General features: G+C 51.5%; 23 protein-coding genes. 6 read left to right on the top strand and 17 right to left on the bottom strand.

Annotated elements, in window-relative coordinates; genetic code table 11:
• From spoIIIAE to JNE38_RS12035, 7 genes are all read right to left on the bottom strand, one after another.
• A complete protein-coding gene (gene spoIIIAE / locus JNE38_RS12065; protein ID WP_238933720.1) occupies positions 1-1,131 on the bottom strand; it encodes a stage III sporulation protein AE in 1,131 nt (376 codons plus the stop codon).
• 71 nt (positions 1,132-1,202) lie between these two features.
• Positions 1,203-1,592 (bottom strand): stage III sporulation protein AD, encoded by a 390-nt coding sequence (gene spoIIIAD, locus JNE38_RS12060; protein ID WP_005827266.1) that lies wholly within the window; start codon positions 1,590-1,592, stop codon positions 1,203-1,205.
• 13 nt (positions 1,593-1,605) lie between these two features.
• A complete protein-coding gene (spoIIIAC, locus tag JNE38_RS12055; protein WP_055743465.1) occupies positions 1,606-1,809 on the bottom strand; it encodes a stage III sporulation protein AC in 204 nt (67 codons plus the stop codon).
• 16 nt (positions 1,810-1,825) lie between these two features.
• On the bottom strand, positions 1,826-2,344 hold the full coding sequence (spoIIIAB, locus tag JNE38_RS12050) for a stage III sporulation protein SpoIIIAB (RefSeq protein ID WP_203356768.1): 519 nt from the start codon (positions 2,342-2,344) through the stop codon (positions 1,826-1,828).
• The gene (gene spoIIIAA / locus JNE38_RS12045) at positions 2,332-3,294 is read right to left on the bottom strand and encodes a stage III sporulation protein AA (RefSeq protein WP_203356767.1); all 963 of its coding nucleotides are present in this window, start codon (positions 3,292-3,294) and stop codon (positions 2,332-2,334) included. Before spoIIIAA ends, spoIIIAB begins: the two co-directional genes overlap by 13 nt.
• A gap of 198 nt (positions 3,295-3,492) precedes the next feature.
• A complete protein-coding gene (locus tag JNE38_RS12040; RefSeq protein WP_428993702.1) occupies positions 3,493-3,993 on the bottom strand; it encodes a CD1247 N-terminal domain-containing protein in 501 nt (166 codons plus the stop codon).
• A gap of 80 nt (positions 3,994-4,073) precedes the next feature.
• Positions 4,074-4,337 carry a YqhV family protein gene (locus JNE38_RS12035; protein WP_203356765.1) on the bottom strand — a complete coding sequence of 88 codons (264 nt, stop codon included), beginning with the start codon at positions 4,335-4,337 and terminating at the stop codon, positions 4,074-4,076.
• A 151-nt stretch (positions 4,338-4,488) separates the two neighbouring features.
• On the opposite strand from JNE38_RS12035, the gene JNE38_RS12030 reads away from it, so the two are divergent.
• The 3 genes from JNE38_RS12030 to JNE38_RS12020 are packed head-to-tail and all read left to right on the top strand — an operon-like array spanning position 4,489 to position 6,518.
• Entirely contained in the window at positions 4,489-5,310 is an 822-nt protein-coding gene (locus JNE38_RS12030; protein WP_203356764.1) for a phosphosulfolactate synthase, read from the top strand.
• Positions 5,301-6,017, top strand: coding sequence for a 2-phosphosulfolactate phosphatase (locus tag JNE38_RS12025; protein ID WP_203356763.1), 717 nt, complete (start codon positions 5,301-5,303; stop codon positions 6,015-6,017). The genes JNE38_RS12030 and JNE38_RS12025 overlap by 10 nt, the downstream gene beginning before the upstream one ends.
• Positions 6,018-6,056: 39 nt before the next feature.
• The gene (locus tag JNE38_RS12020) at positions 6,057-6,518 is read left to right on the top strand and encodes a DUF441 domain-containing protein (protein WP_203357522.1); all 462 of its coding nucleotides are present in this window, start codon (positions 6,057-6,059) and stop codon (positions 6,516-6,518) included.
• A 50-nt stretch (positions 6,519-6,568) separates the two neighbouring features.
• Here the strand turns inward: JNE38_RS12020 and efp are convergent, their stop codons facing one another.
• From efp to JNE38_RS12000, 4 genes are all read right to left on the bottom strand, one after another.
• Positions 6,569-7,126 carry an elongation factor P gene (gene efp / locus JNE38_RS12015; RefSeq protein ID WP_048032522.1) on the bottom strand — a complete coding sequence of 186 codons (558 nt, stop codon included), beginning with the start codon at positions 7,124-7,126 and terminating at the stop codon, positions 6,569-6,571.
• Between the two features lie 41 nt (positions 7,127-7,167).
• Positions 7,168-8,238 carry a M24 family metallopeptidase gene (locus tag JNE38_RS12010; protein ID WP_203356762.1) on the bottom strand — a complete coding sequence of 357 codons (1,071 nt, stop codon included), beginning with the start codon at positions 8,236-8,238 and terminating at the stop codon, positions 7,168-7,170.
• Positions 8,239-8,275: 37 nt separating this feature from the next.
• Positions 8,276-8,716, bottom strand: coding sequence for a type II 3-dehydroquinate dehydratase (gene aroQ / locus JNE38_RS12005; protein ID WP_203356761.1), 441 nt, complete (start codon positions 8,714-8,716; stop codon positions 8,276-8,278).
• Positions 8,717-8,887: 171 nt separating this feature from the next.
• Positions 8,888-9,391, bottom strand: a complete 504-nt coding sequence (locus tag JNE38_RS12000) for a YqhR family membrane protein (RefSeq protein WP_203356760.1) — start codon at positions 9,389-9,391, stop codon at positions 8,888-8,890.
• 131 nt (positions 9,392-9,522) lie between these two features.
• Between JNE38_RS12000 and JNE38_RS11995 the strand changes: the two genes are divergently transcribed.
• Positions 9,523-10,455: a DUF1385 domain-containing protein gene (locus JNE38_RS11995; RefSeq protein WP_203356759.1), complete on the top strand. Its 933-nt coding sequence runs from the start codon at positions 9,523-9,525 to the stop codon at positions 10,453-10,455.
• Positions 10,456-10,500: 45 nt separating this feature from the next.
• Positions 10,501-10,851, top strand: a complete 351-nt coding sequence (locus JNE38_RS11990; RefSeq protein ID WP_203356758.1) for a hypothetical protein — start codon at positions 10,501-10,503, stop codon at positions 10,849-10,851.
• A gap of 55 nt (positions 10,852-10,906) precedes the next feature.
• Here the strand turns inward: JNE38_RS11990 and JNE38_RS11985 are convergent, their stop codons facing one another.
• From JNE38_RS11985 to JNE38_RS11975, 3 genes are all read right to left on the bottom strand, one after another.
• On the bottom strand, positions 10,907-11,836 hold the full coding sequence (locus JNE38_RS11985; protein WP_203356757.1) for a patatin-like phospholipase family protein: 930 nt from the start codon (positions 11,834-11,836) through the stop codon (positions 10,907-10,909).
• A gap of 135 nt (positions 11,837-11,971) precedes the next feature.
• Positions 11,972-12,400 carry a transcriptional regulator MntR gene (mntR, locus tag JNE38_RS11980; protein ID WP_203356756.1) on the bottom strand — a complete coding sequence of 143 codons (429 nt, stop codon included), beginning with the start codon at positions 12,398-12,400 and terminating at the stop codon, positions 11,972-11,974.
• A gap of 192 nt (positions 12,401-12,592) precedes the next feature.
• Positions 12,593-13,156 carry an NADPH-dependent FMN reductase gene (locus JNE38_RS11975; protein WP_203356755.1) on the bottom strand — a complete coding sequence of 188 codons (564 nt, stop codon included), beginning with the start codon at positions 13,154-13,156 and terminating at the stop codon, positions 12,593-12,595.
• A gap of 158 nt (positions 13,157-13,314) precedes the next feature.
• Between JNE38_RS11975 and JNE38_RS11970 the strand changes: the two genes are divergently transcribed.
• Complete coding sequence (locus tag JNE38_RS11970) at positions 13,315-14,328, top strand: hypothetical protein (protein ID WP_203356754.1); 1,014 nt, start codon at positions 13,315-13,317, stop codon at positions 14,326-14,328.
• Between the two features lie 41 nt (positions 14,329-14,369).
• Here JNE38_RS11970 and JNE38_RS11965 read toward each other — a convergent pair whose 3' ends face one another.
• The 3 genes from JNE38_RS11965 to JNE38_RS11955 all read right to left on the bottom strand — a co-directional run bounded on the left by JNE38_RS11965 (position 14,370) and on the right by JNE38_RS11955 (position 17,945).
• On the bottom strand, positions 14,370-15,929 hold the full coding sequence (locus tag JNE38_RS11965; protein WP_203356753.1) for a PAS domain-containing sensor histidine kinase: 1,560 nt from the start codon (positions 15,927-15,929) through the stop codon (positions 14,370-14,372).
• Positions 15,930-16,182: 253 nt separating this feature from the next.
• Complete coding sequence (locus tag JNE38_RS11960) at positions 16,183-17,532, bottom strand: M28 family peptidase (protein WP_203356752.1); 1,350 nt, start codon at positions 17,530-17,532, stop codon at positions 16,183-16,185.
• Positions 17,533-17,606: 74 nt separating this feature from the next.
• Positions 17,607-17,945 carry a hypothetical protein gene (locus JNE38_RS11955; protein ID WP_203356751.1) on the bottom strand — a complete coding sequence of 113 codons (339 nt, stop codon included), beginning with the start codon at positions 17,943-17,945 and terminating at the stop codon, positions 17,607-17,609.
• Between the last annotated feature and the right edge of the window lie 2 nt (positions 17,946-17,947).

Raw genomic sequence — 17,947 nt, 5'->3', positions numbered from 1 at the left:
CTACCGAACCATCATGGAGATGTTGCCCGCGGCAATGATGATGGTGATAGCCAGAAAGAACATCAATCCCACCGTTGCCAGCGCGGCGAAGACGAACAGGAGACTTTTGCCAATCGTCCCAAGCGCGCTGATGATGGGACTGTTGCCCAGTGGCTGCAGCACCGCGGACGAGATATTGTAGATCAGTGCCAGCACCAGGATTTTTAACGCAGGGAACGCACACAGAATGATCAGAATGACGACCCCTGCCAATCCAACAGCGTTTTTCACAAGCAGCGAGGCGCTGAGGACCGTGTCAGCTGCATCTGAGAAGACCCGCCCCACGATGGGGACAAAGTTCCCGGTGATATACTTCGCGGTTCGAAGGGTCACACCGTCTGTGACAGCTGAGGTCGCCCCTTGGATGGAGATGACCGCCAGGAAGATCGTGAGAAACGAGCCCAGCACACCCATCGCGATGTTGCGCAAAAGAGTCGCGAGCTGCGTCACCTTGTACCGCTCAGAAAACAGGCTGACGATCGATAGCATCGCGGAGAGAAAAAGCAGCGGAAACACGACGTAGGAGATCATCATTCCGCTGATGTTGATCATGAAGATAATGAGCGGATGGAACATGGTCGCGGTAGCCAGGTTGCCCATCGATGCCAGAAGGGCGATCACGAGCGGTATCATTGCCAGCATGAAATCAGACATGTCGGTGATCGCTTCCTTGGCGTAAGAAATGGCGAGGTGAAAGCTGTTGATCGCGAGCACCATCAGCACCAGATAGGCGATCGAGTATGCAACGGTCGATACCGCATTTCGCTCAAAGGCATTTTGCATCGTTTCCAAAATCATCGCGAACACCGTGATGATAATGATGGAGCTAAGCAGCTTGCCATTCATCAAGATTTCATGAAAGACAAACTTCGCCATCCCTTTCAAAACACCGGAAAAGCTGAAATCCCCTTGCTGCATCAGCAGTTGAATCAGGCCGGGAGATTGGAGGTCGGGTAGATAGCCTTTGTAATCTCGCAAAAGCTGTTGCCAATACTGCTCCACCCTCTCCAGCTGCAAATGGTCTACCTGTTGCTTAACCAGTTGGTTCATCGGGCCGGAAGCGGGTGTCTGGGCGGCGGAAGCAGCTCCCATCGGCAGAAAGAAGAACAGCAGCATAAGTATGATCCATTTGCTCGTACGAACCACAGACACCCAACCTCCCCTCACGCAGGCAACAAGTCGATCACGGTTTCGATGATGATCTGGATGATCGGCACCGCCATGACCAGAATGAGGACTTTTCCTGCCAGCTCAATCTTCGAGGCGATGGCTCCTTGTCCAGCATCCCGCGTCATTTGTGCACCGAATTCCGCAATGTAAGCAATTCCGATGATTTTGAGGATCGTTTCGAGAAACACGAGGTTCAGATCAGCCTGGACGGCTAAACGCTCGAGAATCCGAATGACTTCTGCAATTTTCCCTACCAGAAAATAAAAGATGATGACGCCGCTCGCGATTGCCAGCAAGAACGCGAACATTGGCTTTTGCTCTTTGATGACCAGCGCGAGAATCGTCGCCACCAACCCAAGCCCGACGATTTGTACAATCTCCATTTGCCTTCCCTCCTCAGTTGAACAGGAAGACGCGTTTTACCTCGGTAAACAAGTCGCCGATATAGTGGGACACCATGTACAGAACGATGACAAACCCTACCAGCGTAGCCCAGTGCGCGATTTCTTCCTTGCCTGCCTGCTTGAGAATGGCATGCAGGATCGCTGTGATGAATCCTACCGCTCCGATCTGGAAAACAGGTGTCAAATCAAAACCCACTGTGAACACCTCGCCTTTAGAACATCAGGATGACGACCAGCAGTCCACTCAAAAACCCAAGACTTTTGTACATCTTTTCGTATTTCACCTGCTCGACGCGGGCTTCTTCCTCCAATCCCCGCAGATGGGTGACCGCGAGCCGCAAATGCTTTTGCTGGTCCTCTCGATCCGATGAACCGAGGACTTGCGAAAGACTTGCAAGCACGTCGCCTTCTTGCTTGCGCAGGGCCGTATGGGACCAGTGTCTGCTCATCGCCTGGCGCAGCGAATCTTCGGCTGATTGCGCCTTTTCCGTGACGAGCAGTTCGGCTGCCAACAGAAACATTTTGCCGATATCTTCCGTTACGCGATTGCCCACCTTTACAAAAGCGCGGTGAAGCGGTGTCAAGCCATACACAATTTCCGTCTCCAGCATTTGCAAGGCGACGAGCAGCGCCCTCAGCTGGATGGGCCGATAGGCGTAATACCGTCCTATCTGCCAGCCGACCATCGAGGCGGAGAAAAGGATGAGCACTGCTCCAATCAGCTTGACCATGCTACCTTCTCCTTTTCCACCAGATTCAGCTGCTGGTCATAGAGCCCCTGGATCGTTCCGACTCCCTTGGCACGGCTGAGGACGATATAGCGGGAGAAGGCACCGTGATTGATCAGCTTGCCGAGCATGGGCCTGCGTGCCACTTCGGATACATCAGCCCCATGAGCGGAGCAGATGACCGCGACTCCTGCATGGATGGCTTCCCAGACAGCATCGCCATCTTCCGGGCGTCCGACCTCGTCCACGATCAGCACATCAGGAGACATCGAACGGATGAGCATCATCATGCCAGCTGCTTTGGGACAAGCATCCAGCACGTCAGTACGAGGGCCGACATCCCGCTGTGGTACACCCTGCAGGCAGCCAGCCAATTCAGACCGCTCGTCCACAATTCCCACCTTGCGACTCGATGCCCATTCACTGCCGTAGCTGATCGTTCGAGCCATGTCGCGCAGCAGCGTCGTTTTCCCGCACTGTGGCGGTGAGATGATCAAGGTATTCAGCAGCTTGCCTGATTCAAACAAGTACGGCATGACCGTTAAAGCTGCGCCCTTTTTCTCGCGTGCGATCCGGATATTGAAGCTGGTCACATCGCGAATCCCTTTGACTTCTCCGCCTTCCAGCACTACTTTGCCAGCAATACCAATGCGATGACCTCCGACCACGGTGATGTACCCTCTCTTCAGCTCTTCCTCCAGGGCGTACAGCGAATGCTGGCTAACCTGGTTCAGCAGTTTGACGGCGTGCTCTTCGGTAAACACCCACCCTTGCCTGGCGATGGAAGTGAGCTGCCCACTCGGTGTCACATAGCTGGATTGCTGGCCGTAGCGTATTTCCAGTGGCTGATTTTGCCGCAGCCGTATTTCCTCCAGATGCTCTCTGACCGCGGAGGGAAGGGCGCTCAGAATGCTTCGTACGGAAGCCGGCAAGATCGCCATTATCTCTCTCACAGCAGGTACCCTCCTTTTGTGGCCAGATGTTGATCCAGCCTTTGTCCACATTGACTTACCTCCATCCTATGCAGAGTCGGACGAGATTTATGCTAAAAAGTAGAAACCGGTGCGCCTGCGACGGACAAGTACAAAAAAGCCCGCCCTTGCTTCGTGCGCAAAGGGCAGGCTCATCTATTGGTTTCGTCCACAGCTCTTTTATGTTGGATTGATCGCCGGAATCTCTGATCCGCTTTGATAGGGCTCGATCACAAAATGATAGTATCCATCTTCGTCGACGCCTTCATGTAAGAAAATCATTTCCTGACACGACGGACACGCGAATTCGTAGGTGGTTTCCAAATGCTCGTCATCCAGCGACTCGTATACGCGCGCATCTTCGTCGTCATCCAGGTCGTAATAGGTTGCGTGGTCCGCGTCATCGCTGTCTTCGCAGTCGGTCACGGTCGTGTACAGGTCATCCTCATTTTCAAACAGGAACAGCTCGACATCCTCCAAATCTTCGTCGATCGCCTCTACGTAATCCTCTGTTTCCTCGATGCGCTCATGCAGCTCGCGAAACTGAGCTTGCATCTCGTCGAGAATTCCCACGATCTCTGCCAGCAATTTGCCTTCTGCGCTTTTCTCCGTCACATCCAGGCCATCAGCGAGGCCACGCAGATAAGAGATCCGTTCTGTCAACGTTTCCAGCACAATCATCCCCTCCTCTTGTCCACGTACTTCCTGTATGGTTCCCAAAGATGAGCGACTTTACCAATAGAAGAAAATGGATGGCAGGATCATTTACGGACGCCGATCAAAATGCACGAGACCCCTACCAGGATCCAGGCGATTTTCGCATAGCTGATGCGGTCAGACATTCCCAGGAGCCCGATCGAAGTTGTCGTGATCAAAATGACGGGTCCTACAATCGCCAGACCCGAATTGATCAACAGTGCCTTTTCCACTTCATTCACTTTTAAGATCAACAAGGCTGCTATGATTTCGACACTGCCCGATAAAACCCTCAGCGCCGCCATTCCCAAAACGGCCTTTTCCCACATTCTCCTCGTCCCCCCTCGTTCCACTCTATGCTTGTACCGGGTCCATTCAGCACTCCTGTCTGGGCGTTCGCCTACGAGCGCGAAGCATCACTCCTCCTGAGCCAGAGGCATACACTGAACCATACGCCTAGAAGAAATGAGGAAACAGCCTATGCTAGACTGCGACCATCCCTTCCTGATTGCCAATTGGGCAAACCCGTCCGGGCACAAGCGGGAAAAACCGCGAGACAAGGGATTGACCATGATCATTGACAAAGGCGTTGGAATGACCGCCTATCGTGATTTGCTGGAAATGGCCGCACCCTATTTCGACATATACAAATTGGGGTTTGGGACATCAGCACTGTACTCCCAGACGATCCTGCAGCAAAAACTGAGCCTGGCCGTACAAAACGGGCTGCACATCATGCCGGGGGGCACTTTTTTTGAGATCGCGCTGCGTCAGTCTCCCGTATCGACTTACATGAATCAGATTCAACGTGCAGGTTTTAACGCCGTAGAAATCTCCGACGGGACCTTCCCTCTTGGCCACAGCCAGCGTCGCGATGCCATCCAAGCAGGGGTGGATGCGGGTTTGGTCGTCTACACCGAGTTTGGGAAAAAGGCATCGGATTATCGGGCAGAACGCAATGAGCTGCTGGAGACCCTGTACGCCGATCTGGAAGCCGGCGCCAGTCATGTGATCGTCGAAGCGCGAGAAAGCGGGACCGTCGGCATTTTTGACAAGGATGGGCGCCCTGACGACCAGTTTGTCCGCGATATTGTGACGAGCGCCGGAGACAATGCCAGCAAATTAATTTGGGAAGCGCCACAAAAGGAACAGCAGGTAAGCCTGATCTGTACGTTGGGGAGTGCCGTCAATCTGGGGAATATCAGCTATCAGGACGTCTTGTCCGTCGAAACGCTGCGTCGGGGCTTGCGCGGCGATACCGCTGCCATGATGGAGGCAGGGAGGTCAGCCCCGTGCGAATAGAAGTCGTACCGACCGTGGAAGAAATCCGTTTTGACCAGATCAGCAACCACGTCGTTATCGTAATTGATGTGCTGCGGGCGTCCAGTACCATCGTGACAGCTCTCGGCCATGGATTCGAATCCGTTCTCCCCGTCGAGACGATCGGTCAGGCAAATTCACTGCGCACAACGGACTGTATACTCGCAGGGGAGAGACACTGCCGGAAAATTCCGGACTTCGATTGCAACAATTCCCCTACCGAGATCGCTACCCGCAACGAAACCGGTAAGCAGCTGATCCTGACTACGACCAACGGGACACGTGCGATACAAAAAGCCGAACGCGCATCCGCGCTGCTCATTGGCTGCCTGCTCAATGCTTCGGCCTGCATCACGCACGCTCTCAGCTACAATCTCGACATTACCTTGTACTGTGCGGGAACGCGCTCCGAATTCGCCCTGGAAGATGGTTTGGCAGCCGGACTCATGATCACCGCGGCACAAAAAAAGAATGCACTCTTCCAGGTCTGTGACCTCGGCGAAGCGATGAAGGCGAGCTATCTGTACTTTGCAGAAAGGCTCGGGGAGCTTTTGCCGCAAACGACGACAGGCAGGCGGCTTATGCAGTACCATTTCGCAAAGGATGTCCAGTACTGCGCACAGGTCGACCTGTATCGGATCGTCCCGTATATCAAGGAGAAACGCATACTCCCACACCTTGTCTCATAAAGTGAAAGGAGAACAGGGACAGGGGTTTTGATGATGCCAATGATGTCTGGAGAAGTGATGCTCGTCATCCTCATCGTCATAGGGTTGATTGGCCGGTCACCGATTATCGCGACAGCCGCAAGCATCCTTTTGGTATTGAAGCTTACGGCGCTGGAACGTTTTTTCCCGACGGTGGAAAGGCGAGGCCTTGAGCTGGGGCTATTGTTTTTGACCATTTCCGTTCTCGTTCCCTTTGCCAGTGAAAAAATATCGTGGAAGGATGTAGCTCCCCTCTTCACCACTGTCGTCGGCTTGACTGCACTGGCAGGCGGCGCGATCGCTACGTGGATGAATGGAAAAGGGCTCGACCTGCTCCGTACCGAACCTCATATGATTGTAGGCCTGGTCATAGGCTCGATCATCGGCATCGTCTTTCTGAGGGGAATTCCCGTAGGGCCACTCATGGCTGCCGGGATCACGGCATTTGTCCTAAAGCTGTGGGAATGGTTCGGAGGGCGTTAAAAAAGGCAGCACCCACATGACGGGTACTGCCTTTTTCTACTTCGCGGCTATTATGCGCGAGATACATATGCTTCGGTACGAGTATCGATGATGAGACGCTCTCCTTCTTCCACGAAGAGTGGCACGTTCACCACAAAACCTGTTTCCAGGGTTGCTTTCTTCGTTACGTTGGAAGCAGTATCGCCTTTCACACCAGGCTCACATTCGGTTACCACGAGTTCAACTGTGTTTGGCAGCTGGATTCCGATGGTTTCTCCGTTGTACTGCATGATTTGCACGTTCATGTTTTCTTTGAGGAAACGCAGTTCACGCTCGATTTGGTTATGAGTGAACGTCATTTGCTCGTATGTTTCGGTATTCATGAAAGTGTACTCATCGCCGCTAGCGTACAGGTATTGCATGGTGCTGGATTCAATCCGTGCAGGGTTTACTTTTTCGCCGCCACGGAAGGTCATTTCAGTGGTGTTGCCGTTACGCAGATTGCGCAGTTTGGAGCGAACGAATGCCGCACCTTTACCCGGTTTTACGTGTTGGAACTCAAGAACCGTGTAAATGTTGCCGTCTACTTCGATCGTCAAACCTGTCCGAAAATCGTTCACAGAGATCATGGTAGTCCTCCCAAATCAATCGATAACAGGATAAGTATAAATTACACCGGCAAAATGATCAACTCTTTCGTAGACTTGTTCAGAACCTCGTGACCGTCTGCTGTAATCAGCACGTCATCCTCGATCCGAACGCCGCCCAATCCACTCACGTAAATCCCCGGCTCCATCGTCACCAGCATGCCCGGCTCGAGCACAAACGTGCTGACGGTAGACAATCCTGGGAGCTCATGCACTTCAATGCCCAGACCGTGACCTGCGCTGTGACCATAGCAATCGCCGTAGCCAGCGGCAGCGATGATGTCGCGTGTCGCTGCATCTGCTGCTTTGGCAGGTACACCCGGCTTGAGCGCCTCTACTCCCGCGATTTGTGCACGGAGCACGATATCGTAGATTTCTTTCATTTTCGGATTAGGCTCGCCGACAGAGAGCGTACGAGTGATATCCGAGTTATACCCTTTGTAGGCTGCTCCAAAGTCAAGGGTTACCATTTCTCCAGCTTGGATCACCTTTTCGCTCGCGCGGCCATGGGGCAGTGCACCGCGTGGTCCGGAAGCGACGATCATGTCAAACGCGGAGCCGGATGCGCCTTGCTTGCGCATGAAAAATTCCAGTTCCAACGCTACATCTTCTTCTCGCACACCTGGTCTGATATAGCTCTGAATATGCTCAAAACCAGCTTCTGCAATACGCACGGCTTCACGGATGATGACCATTTCGGATTCGTCCTTGAACATGCGAATTTTCTCCAGAAGTCCGCTCATCGGCACCAGCTCTACCCCATCAAAGGCTTTGCTCCATTCCTGATGAGTCTGGTAGGAAACGGAGCTTTCAAATGCCAGTCGCTTTACTCCTTTTTCCTGCAAAAGCTTTGCGATTGCTTCCACTGCTTTGCGCTCATTGTTGACGACGGTGAAATGGGGAGCCTGCTCCTGAGCTTGCTCCACATAACGGAAATCGGTAACGAGAAACGCTTCCTTCTCCGTGACGACCACCCATCCTGTAGAGCCTGTAAATCCGCTAAAATAAAAGCGGTTTTCTGCTTTTTCTGTGATCAGAGCATCTGCCCCCAGATTTGCCAATGCCTCGCGCAATTTTTCCAGACGTTGTTGCATGACAACATCCTCCCCTTTCTATGACAACCTGATTGGTTTATTTTTTCTCGATTTTCCGCACCAGTGCACGCAATGCCCATTCGTAGCCATCCAAGCCCAAGCCGACCACTTGCCCGACCACGACCGGAGCGATGACGGAATGATGGCGGAACTCTTCTCGTGCATGAACATTTGAGATATGTACTTCGATGGTAGGCAAAGCAACACTTGCGAAAGCGTCACGAATCGCGTAGCTGTAGTGAGTGAATGCGCCTGGATTGATCAAGATTCCATCATGTACGCCTTTTGCTCGGTGAATCGCGTCAATCAGCACGCCTTCGTGATTGGACTGAATGTGTTCCAGACTGCCGCCCAGCTCTTCCATCACCTTGCTCAGGTTTGTGACCAAGTCCTCGAGCGTTTCACTTCCGTATACTCCCGGTTCCCTCGTCCCCAGTAAATTGAGGTTGGGACCATTCAGCAACAGAACGGAAGCCATCGTTCATCCCTCCCGGTAGGATTCTTCATAAAAGTTTTTTTACTAATGAAACATTTTACCACAAGGATGAAAGACTTCCTATAAAAGATACACGCAATCCGACAAGATTCCCAACATTCGAACACGAGAGAAAAACGGAAGGGCGCCCCCACTCCGTCGCCCTTGGCCTTGCTATTCCTGATCGTCTGACGCCTCGAGTGTCAGCGTCATCCCGATGAACAAGCCAAAGGACACGAACCATGCTGCTTCGGTGCTCAGCGTGGACACTTCCCAATTCCCGATCCGAAAGAAATATCCTGCTACCCCGAGCATGACCGCACCGAAAATCAAGCCACTCCACCATATGCGCACATTCCGAAACAGCATAGAGAAGAGCGCAGTTGCGACGAGCGTTTCTACAAACAATATCGCGAATCCCAAGCCATTTGCGGCAATCGTATTCTCCTCGATCCCAGCCAAGATAGGACGAGCGAATGCCCCCAAACCGTAGGGAGTCAGATTCAGAAAATGTGCGGCCATGCGGACGATACTCCAGATCACGGTGCCCCAGAAGGCAAGCTCCACGACTTTTTTGGACGAGCTCTCCCCGCCCGCTTGCCGTTGCTTTGGGTGTTCCGTCTGCTTCGAGCGAAAACCTCTCAGTCCTTTTCGTGCTTTCAACGCTTCCACACTCATCACCTCCCCCTTAGTATGCGCCTCCCTTTCGTTTTTCACTAATTGTTGACATTTGCGTGCGTGGCTATGAACTGCTTGTAGCTTCAAGACTCTATTTCCGTTAATATAGGGAGTAAGGATGGTGATTCAAGTTGTCGCAGCAAATCGTACCTAATTACGGTGGTCAAGCGGTTATTGAGGGCGTCATGTTCGGTGGCAAAACCATGACTGTTACGGCTGTCCGGAAAAAAAATCAAGAAATTGAGTATTTTGAAGCACCCCGTACGGAATATAAATGGATTACTCCCCTGAAAAAGATTCCGTTCGTTCGCGGGGTAGTCGGACTGATTGAAGCTAGTGCGAACGGGGCAAAGCACCTCAACTTCGCTTCTGAACGCTACAACTTGGAATCCGGAGAAGAAGTGTCCGAGGGTCCTTCCAAACTGCAAATGATCCTGGGTGTCGCATTAGTCGGCGTCTTATCTTTTTTGTTTGGTAAATTCGTCTTTACGCTCGTACCCGTCTTCCTGGCTGAATTCCTATTAGGGAAATGGGTGCCGGATGGCGTTCCCCAAACACTGGCTGAGGGAGGCTTCAAAATCATCCTCCTGCTGGGCTACATTCTGGCGATCGCAAAAGCCCCCATCATTAAAAGGCTGTTTCAATACCACGGAGCCGAGCATAAAGTGATTAACGCCTTTGAGTCCGGGGTAGAATTAACAGTAGCAAATGTGCAAAAATTTTCCACTCTGCACTATCGGTGCGGCAGCAGTTTTCTCATATTCACGGTGTTCGTCGGCGTCGTCATTTACTCTCTGTTTCCTTACGATTCACTCACGGAACGGATCGTACAGCGCATCGTGCTCCTGCCTGTCGTCATGGGTGTCTCCTATGAGGTGCTGCAATGGACGAATAAGCTGAGAGACACGCCTTTCCGCTTCCTCGGTTATCCGGGATTGTGGCTCCAAAAAATCACCACCCGCGAGCCAGAGGATAAGCAGGTAGAAGTGGCGATCGCTTCCTTCCAAAAAATGCGTGAGCTTGATCAGAAGCATGCGCAAGAGAGAATGGTAACGACAGGATAACGTGTTAACGTGAGGCATTCTTGATTCCCATAGAGGTGAGGCCCTATGTTACGCCGCATTCCCCCAGTGATTTTGATTGTGATACTGCTCGCGATTTACGGTTTTCTGTTGACGTTTTTCCGAGACCCTGTGAATACGTTGATCATTTTGGGACTGTCAGTTGGGCTGTTTTGGGTGGTGCGGAACTATTTGCGGACGGGAGCCTTTTTCCCACGTAACAGCGGGCCTCACAAACCGAAGCCGACGAAGCCGAAACCGCCATCGTTGCGGCAGGCAGCGAAAAAGCCAACGCAATCCCCCAAACGGGATCATCCATTTCGGGTCATCGACGGCAGTAAAGGTAAATCCAAGCAAAAGCAAAACGACCAAAATTCACACAACAACATCTCTCATTGAGATCGAAAAACAAAGAAACAGGTTGCCCGTGCCGGGTGCCTGTTTTTTTGTACCATCAAACGAGATATTTGGGAGAGGTGGTTCTGAAAACCTTGACGTAATCCTCAAAATTCCATGTATTCAGAAAACGTTTGGCTGACTCTTCCCCAGATTGGAACAGCCGCTGGCGAAGCTCGGGAGACATATGAAACTGCGTGGCACGGATCCCAAGGGTGTTGATGAATATGGTTCTCACGGCGTTGGCTTTTTCGACATGCATACGGTCATGGGCATCCAGCATCGTTACCAAAAGACCTCGTGTGAATGAAAAGAGACCGTGAATGGACGTCTCCTCTGTCATGACCTTATTGTCGTGCAATCGAAACCCGATCGTCGGCCATTTGGGCGCTCCTGGCACATCAAAAAGCCATACCGGATAGTTGCTGAGAAGGGCTCCGTCTACGATGTAGTGCGGCTTGTTATCACTTTGCAGGATGGCCGGCTGAAAAAAGAAGGGGATGGACGAAGACATGCGCACGGCTCTTGCAACAGAAAAGGCCTCGGGAACGACGTCGTAACGCGGCAAGTCATCCGGCAGCACCAGCATTTTTCCTGACGTGATATCAGATGCCACAATACGGAGCTTTTCGTTCGGCAGATCCCCAAACGTCCGAATCCCCTTTTTCTGCAGCAGATTCTCCACGAACAGCTCGAGGCGGTCCGCACGAAAAATCCCTTCATGCAGCATCAGCTCAAACACCGGCCCTACGACGGGCAGACGCCCCAGCCCCTTTCGCTGCATAAAACAAACGTAATCCATTTCTTCAAAAATCGGCTTCAGCTCCCTACTCGTATAGCCAGCGCTAAGCAAGGCTGCGACGATAGAGCCCGCCGAGGTTCCCGCGACCTTTTCCCACGTATATCCATGATCCTCCATAACCTGCAAGGCTCCGATAAAAGCGATCCCTTTCACTCCGCCACCCTCAAAGACTGCGTCCGCTTTCATCCTGATCGCCTCCTCTGGCTGTAATTTCTGCCTCTTTATCAAATATAGGGCGATAGCTAATCCCTTACGACACCAGAAAAAGCGGCAGCATAAAAAACGCAAGCCTGATCAGCTTGCGCTCCTATCTGCTGCTTCCTATTCTTCTTTTTGTTCATCTTCCAGGCGGATTTTTCGCAGCTCTTCCATCCGGTTAGGATCTGCCTGAAAGTATTGTACCAAGTATTCTAAGCAAGTGATCGACTCCCAGCTCAAATGGTGCTCGATCCCTTCGACGTCCTGGTAAATATGCTCCTCATCCACACCAATCACCCGCATGAATTCTTCCAGCAGGCTATGGCGATCTACTAGCCGTTTGCCAATCTTTTTCCCTTTTGTCGTCAAAACCAGACCACGATATTTTTCATAAACAAGGTACTTGTCTTTGTCCAGCTTTTGTACCATCTTCGTAACCGAAGAGGGATGTACTTCCAACGCTTCAGCAATATCGGAGACACGAGCATAGCCCTTTTCTTCAATTAAGCTGTAAATGCGTTCCAAATAGTCTTCCATACTCGGCGTCGGCATGTGAACCCCTCATTTCCCAAACCGTATTTCTGACGTCCTTCAAAAACTTGGCTTTTCGCCAAAATCCATAGCGAAAACCTAAGTATTTCTTATACTATCGCCCCTAAAATGCTTTTGCTTTGTGATAGTACAAAAAAAGCACGTAGAAATATAATACCGTGTAATGAAAACGATTTGCAAGCAGAACCTGAACTAATGGACCTGTTTTTCCGCTTGCGGGTTCATCGAATGGACAAACTGCACGAGCTGTTTGCCGAGCAATTCCAACCTTGCTTGCAAACGTTCATCCTTTAATGTGCCCTCCGGTGTGAAAGCATTGTAGGCACTCGGGATACTCGGACTAGCCGGCAGCGGCCAAGCGTGCAAATTGCGCAGGATCAGCTGCAATGTGTTGACCGTATTCGTCGCTCCCATGCTTCCGCCTGCAACCCCCAGAATGGCTACCTGCTTATCACGCAAGTACCGTCCTTCCAAGAAATCCAGACTATTTTTCAAGGCACCGGTGAGAGTGCCGTGGTATTCGGGGGAACCGATGACCAAGCCATCTGCCTCAGAGACCGTCTGAATGAAACGATGTACGATTTCCGGATAGGTGGACGGATCCTCCCTGTCATCATAGAGAGGCAATTTCCAATCGGCGAGGTGGATTAGTTCTACGCTCGCTCCAGCAGATTTTGCCGCATCCAGGACGATGCTCACTGCCTGTTTTGTGGTTGAGTTGGTATTCATGCTTCCAGATATTCCTACGATTTTCATCCTACGCCACCTCTTCGTCATTGCTTACTAGTTGTTATTCCCATTATAACCAAATTTATAAACTTAGTAAACATCTAAGTTTATTTAATGGTCCGTAGTTCTGAACAAGCCCTCTATGCTCATACACTTGTACCAAGTTGGAAATAAGGATGATGCCTATGGACAAAAGCGCTTGGCAGATCGCCGTTCTTTTCGCAGGGGCTGCACTTGGCGGTACCTACCTCGGTGGCTATGAGTGGCTGCGCTTTTTCGCCTACTTCGGTTCGTGGGGGACGATCGGAGCCGTGCTCGCCGCTATCGCTCTTGGCTGGTTTGGTTTTTCCGTGCTGAGCGTTTGTCACCGTGTCGGGATCCGCTCCTTGCACGAGTTATTCTTGTACTGGTTTGGCGAAGCATTTGGTCCCAGCCTATCGGTGCTCTCCCATTTTTTTATTTTGGCCTACTCAGGTGTCACAATCGGCCAACACGCCGCGCAGATGGCAGATGGTTCTGTTTCCCTGCTCTTCGTCCTGCTTCCACTCATCGTCGCCAGTGTATGGATGAAAAAGGGCTGGGACTGGATTCTCTTTGGCGCTGCGATTTCATTAGGAATTGGCTTTTTGCTTTTCGGTCTCATTTTTTTGGAACAGCAGCATGTCCCGATTCCCAATCTAGGGTATCAAATGAATGTGAATTGGGTCATCCATGCGCTGCTGTATATAGGCCTGCACTTTTTGCTGACCCTCGCGCTAACCATTCCTCTGGTACGCAATCTTACCAGCATTGGATCGTTACGCATGGGTATCGGAGCAGGCTCCCTGATTTTCTTTCTCGTACTGATGATCGGGCAAGCAATCCTGCTTGCGTACTGGCATGATATTCACGCTTCGGATTCCCCTATCCAGATCATCCTGCAGCAGCTTTTCCCGTTCGGAGAGTGGGTTGTCGCAATTCTCTCCCTCGTGCAGTCAGGCATCATGATGGCCGCAACGATGTACGCGCTCGCCATGCCGATTGTAGAGAAACACGATTTACACCTGCTGCCTCTCATTCTGGTCATGCTGGTTGTAATCGCCTCGTTTGCTCTCCTTCCATTTGCGCTGTCCTGGAGTGTTCCCATCATTGCCAGCGGCGCGACATATTGCGGGCTCTCCCTGTTGGTTCGCTTTGTCTGGAAACGTCAGCTCCCCTGAACATCATTCCCTGGACGTGATGCCCAGGGGATTTCCTTTGTTTATTGAACTGGCAATGTGATATGTACGGTAGTGCCTTTGTCCCGTTCACTTTCGATGGAGAAGCTGCCGCCATGATCCTCCAGAATCCGATAGCTGACCATAAGCCCAAGGCCTGTTCCGTATTCCTTGGTCGTGTAAAAGGGCTCACCCAATCGAGGCATGCGGCTAGGCTCGATCCCGCAGCCGGTATCGCGGATGCTGATCTGAATGCGGGAGTCATGGTTCTCCCTGCCTTCCACGAAGACTTCTCCTCCATTCGGCATCGCTTCAATGGCGTTTTTGCAAATATTAATGAAGACCTGCTTCAATTGATTCTCATCACAAGAGATCATCGGAAGCTGCGAATCCATATTCACATGGAAGATAACATTGTTCATATTCGCTTGGCTCTCAAGCAAAGAAAGCACGTTGTGGATAATCTGCACAGGATTTTTTTCCTGGAACCTCATCCTCTGCGGTTTGGCCAGCACCAGCAGCTCCGTGACGATAAAATTGATGCGATCCAATTCGGAGAGCATGATTTCGCAATAACGTTGGTCTGCCATCGAAGATTGAAGCAGCTGAACAAAGCCGCGCAAGGATGTAAGCGGGTTGCGGATCTCATGGGCGATGCCCGCAGCGAGCTGGCCGACTGCAGAGAGCTTATCTGACTGTCTGAGTAGTTCTTTGGTCTCCACGATCTCCGAAACGTCGCGTGAGACGATCATGATGCTGTCGACGCAGCCCGCTTCATCCCGGATGGGTTTGAATCTGGATTCTACACTGACCCAATGGCCATCACGATGGCGCAGGCGATAGACCACTGTCGTTTCATTTTCGTCCGTCCACTCTCTCGAGAAAAGATTCGTGACCAGCTCCAGATCATCCGGATGAACCAAAATCGCCTGCTCCAGCAAGTCCATATTCTGAAGCTCGTGAATCGGGTAACCCAGCAGCTTGGTATGGGAGGAGGAAGCGTATACGACAGGTCCATTCTTTTTATAGACGAAGATCATGTCACTCATATTTTCCGTAATCAGTCGATAATTGGCCTCACTCGCCTCGAGCTCCTGCTCGATCTGTTTGCGCTCCGTCATATCCCGTGAGCAGCCAATGATGCGCACAACCTGACCGTCCCGCTTTCGGATGGGAGTCCATGACACGGAGACTGGAATGGTCGATCCATCTTGATGGATCCGTTTTGTTTCGTATCCTGTGATGGACTTTCCAGCAAGCACTTGGGCAAAGGCATGTTGAAAGTTTTCATACTCTTCTTCCGATATGTACGGCGGAAATCGACCAATTACCTTGTCCTTTGAATAGCCAAACAGCTTAACCGCTGCATCGTTGATCAATTCAACGTTTCCTTGCGTATCCGTGACGGTTACTGCATCAGAGGACTGCTGAAGCAACGACTCCAAGAGGGCTTTTGTCTCTTCCAATTCACTCGTTAGTCGTTTTTTTTGAAGGGAGGCAAGACGTTTCCCACACATCCACCAGATGATTGCCAGCACGAAAGGGATCCAGCCTGTCCAAAATAGCGTGAGGATGGATTGATCTTGATAACCGATGAGATTCATTACAACCTCCACAAATCTTTGGTGTTCGCACTTCGTTATGTTGGTGAAGACTTGCATGGACGGATCGTAAATTGCTAATTTTCAATCATTCAAGGCGGTAAGAAAAGAGACAGGATAAATTTTTTTTAGGATTCTTAAAAATTATACGACTTTTCCGATATGGTTTCCATTCCTAGTTATTCGACATCATCCGACATTGCGCCCTTTCCATCGGAAAACGAAAAAGCGCACCTCGTCAGGTACGCTCCCCTCTCTATTGATCAACTTCTTCCGGCTGCTTGGATCCAGCCTTGATTCCTCGATCGAGCGGGTAGGCCGGCGTCGTTGGATCCGTAATTTGGGAAACGGCTGTATACACGACGTGAGCCGTCTCAACTAATCGGTCCTTCCCGATTTTTTCGATCGTATCTTCCGGCTGGTCCCGCCACGTATCGGCAGGTGCCCTCGTGAGGAGTGCAGCGGGAATCCCAGCAGCCGCCAGGGCACTGTGATCAGCGGTTGCATCCGCGCGGTCATTCCATACGGTTGAAAAGACCGCACCGCCAGCCTCTGCGAGCTGCGCTGGCAACGTTTTGGCCCCTGATTCTGTCGTGACAGTGAGGGTGCCCGCATCCAGACTCCCTACTGCATCCAAGCAAAAGGCGGCAATCACGCTTTTCTTGTCCGCGTCCGTGAGGCTTTCTGCGAATGCAGCCGGACCCTTTTCCCCGTTCGACGTGGCTCCAAAGCTAACAAGCCTGAGCTCGGTATCATTCGCCTTGTCTGCCAGCATACGTGCGACCTCCAGCATCACGGCTACACCTGACGCTCCGTTGTTGGCACCTGATGACCTCGGTGCTGAATCATGATGAGCCGTTACCAGAACGACCTGGCCTGTACTCGACTTTTCCGGTTTTTTCGTCGCAATCAGATTGTACGAGGTCTGCCTGGCAGTCAATCCCCCATCGACTTTGACTGTCGCCTTGACAGATCCCTTTTTGACTTGATCATAGAGCTTACTGCCTTGCGCATGGGATAGTGAAATTACCGGTACAGACATATCCAGCGGCTCTCCCAGGGTAGCCTTTGGGCTATCGTCACGGTCATTCCACAGGATGACTGCGACGGCGCCAGCAGCAGCGGCTTGCCTTACTTTTTCCGCAAAGGTCGTTTTCCCTCTCTTGACCAGCGCGATCTTTCCTCGGGCATTCCCGTCTTGAAAATCTTGCGCGGTCCCGAGTCCACACTCTACGATCTCTCCTGACCCTACACCGTTCGGACCATAGGTAAATCCTCTTGCATTCCACGCGGGCCCCTTCCAGCCTTCAACGGACAAGCTCAGTGTAGATGGCGGACGGTATGTGTAATAGCTAAAGGGCTGCAGGGACGTCTGGAAACCATATGAGCGAAGCTGGTTCTCCACGTAGACTACAGCTGCAAACTCCGTTTCCGTGGCAGGTGGACGCGGCGTGCGGGCCAGCTTTTCTACATGCTGAAACAAGGTATCTTCATCGATCCATTCCTGGAATACCTGGGCGTTTGCCTGCGCAAAGAAGGGTTGTGGCAAGATCGCTATTCCACATGCCAGCAGGGCAGGCAGCGCAAATTGACGTAACAATCGCATGGCAGGTCCCTCCTTACGTCCTCTTTGCTTTCTTATTATGGGCCCCTGGCGCAAAAAGCGTCTAGTCAGAATAGTTAGTCAAATACCTTCACCCCGCGCCAATGGACGACACCTTTTGTTGCCCTTCTGCCCAATACTCCTTTTGTCCCCTGTCGAAACGGGTTTTCCGTCGATTCGTCTTGGTTTTTGAGCAACTCTCTTTCAGGATTCGATTTCTTTATAGAAAGCCGCTTGATCTGTGAAATAATTGATAGCCTTTTCTCTACTTTCAAATTGACCCTGTTCTGGCGATTTGCTAAGGTTGATTCAGAAACCGTTGGAACTGGCGGATATTTCAGATATTGGTAGGAAAATAGGGCAATTGCAGATTGTTCTAGCAATCGATACCTGTCATTATCATTCTTGGAAATCAATG

The organism is Brevibacillus choshinensis (assembly GCF_016811915.1).
Taxonomy (GTDB): Bacteria; Bacillota; Bacilli; order Brevibacillales; family Brevibacillaceae; genus Brevibacillus; species Brevibacillus choshinensis_A.
Note: the sequence above shows the minus strand (reverse complement) of the source record. Positions and strands in the feature narration are given on the sequence as shown.

Bases quoted from the DNA above. Each gene is read 5' to 3' on its own strand.
- JNE38_RS11975 (WP_203356755.1), bottom strand. From the start codon at position 13,156: ATGAAAATCGTAGGAATATCTGGAAGCATGAATACCAACTCAACCACA.
- spoIIIAB (WP_203356768.1), bottom strand. From the start codon at position 2,344: ATGGTCAAGCTGATTGGAGCAGTGCTCATCCTTTTCTCCGCCTCGATG.
- JNE38_RS11985 (WP_203356757.1), bottom strand. From the start codon at position 11,836: ATGAAAGCGGACGCAGTCTTTGAGGGTGGCGGAGTGAAAGGGATCGCT.
- spoIIIAD (WP_005827266.1), bottom strand. From the start codon at position 1,592: ATGGAGATTGTACAAATCGTCGGGCTTGGGTTGGTGGCGACGATTCTC.
- JNE38_RS12030 (WP_203356764.1), top strand. From the start codon at position 4,489: ATGCTAGACTGCGACCATCCCTTCCTGATTGCCAATTGGGCAAACCCG.
- JNE38_RS12000 (WP_203356760.1), bottom strand. From the start codon at position 9,391: ATGAGTGTGGAAGCGTTGAAAGCACGAAAAGGACTGAGAGGTTTTCGC.
- JNE38_RS12035 (WP_203356765.1), bottom strand. From the start codon at position 4,337: ATGTGGGAAAAGGCCGTTTTGGGAATGGCGGCGCTGAGGGTTTTATCG.
- JNE38_RS11970 (WP_203356754.1), top strand. From the start codon at position 13,315: ATGGACAAAAGCGCTTGGCAGATCGCCGTTCTTTTCGCAGGGGCTGCA.
- JNE38_RS11960 (WP_203356752.1), bottom strand. From the start codon at position 17,532: ATGCGATTGTTACGTCAATTTGCGCTGCCTGCCCTGCTGGCATGTGGA.
- JNE38_RS11965 (WP_203356753.1), bottom strand. From the start codon at position 15,929: ATGAATCTCATCGGTTATCAAGATCAATCCATCCTCACGCTATTTTGG.
- mntR (WP_203356756.1), bottom strand. From the start codon at position 12,400: ATGCCGACGCCGAGTATGGAAGACTATTTGGAACGCATTTACAGCTTA.
- JNE38_RS12040 (WP_428993702.1), bottom strand. From the start codon at position 3,993: ATGATTGTGCTGGAAACGTTGACAGAACGGATCTCTTATCTGCGTGGC.
- aroQ (WP_203356761.1), bottom strand. From the start codon at position 8,716: ATGGCTTCCGTTCTGTTGCTGAATGGTCCCAACCTCAATTTACTGGGG.
- JNE38_RS12020 (WP_203357522.1), top strand. From the start codon at position 6,057: ATGATGTCTGGAGAAGTGATGCTCGTCATCCTCATCGTCATAGGGTTG.
- spoIIIAE (WP_238933720.1), bottom strand. From the start codon at position 1,131: ATGGGAGCTGCTTCCGCCGCCCAGACACCCGCTTCCGGCCCGATGAAC.
- JNE38_RS12010 (WP_203356762.1), bottom strand. From the start codon at position 8,238: ATGCAACAACGTCTGGAAAAATTGCGCGAGGCATTGGCAAATCTGGGG.
- efp (WP_048032522.1), bottom strand. From the start codon at position 7,126: ATGATCTCTGTGAACGATTTTCGGACAGGTTTGACGATCGAAGTAGAC.
- JNE38_RS11990 (WP_203356758.1), top strand. From the start codon at position 10,501: ATGTTACGCCGCATTCCCCCAGTGATTTTGATTGTGATACTGCTCGCG.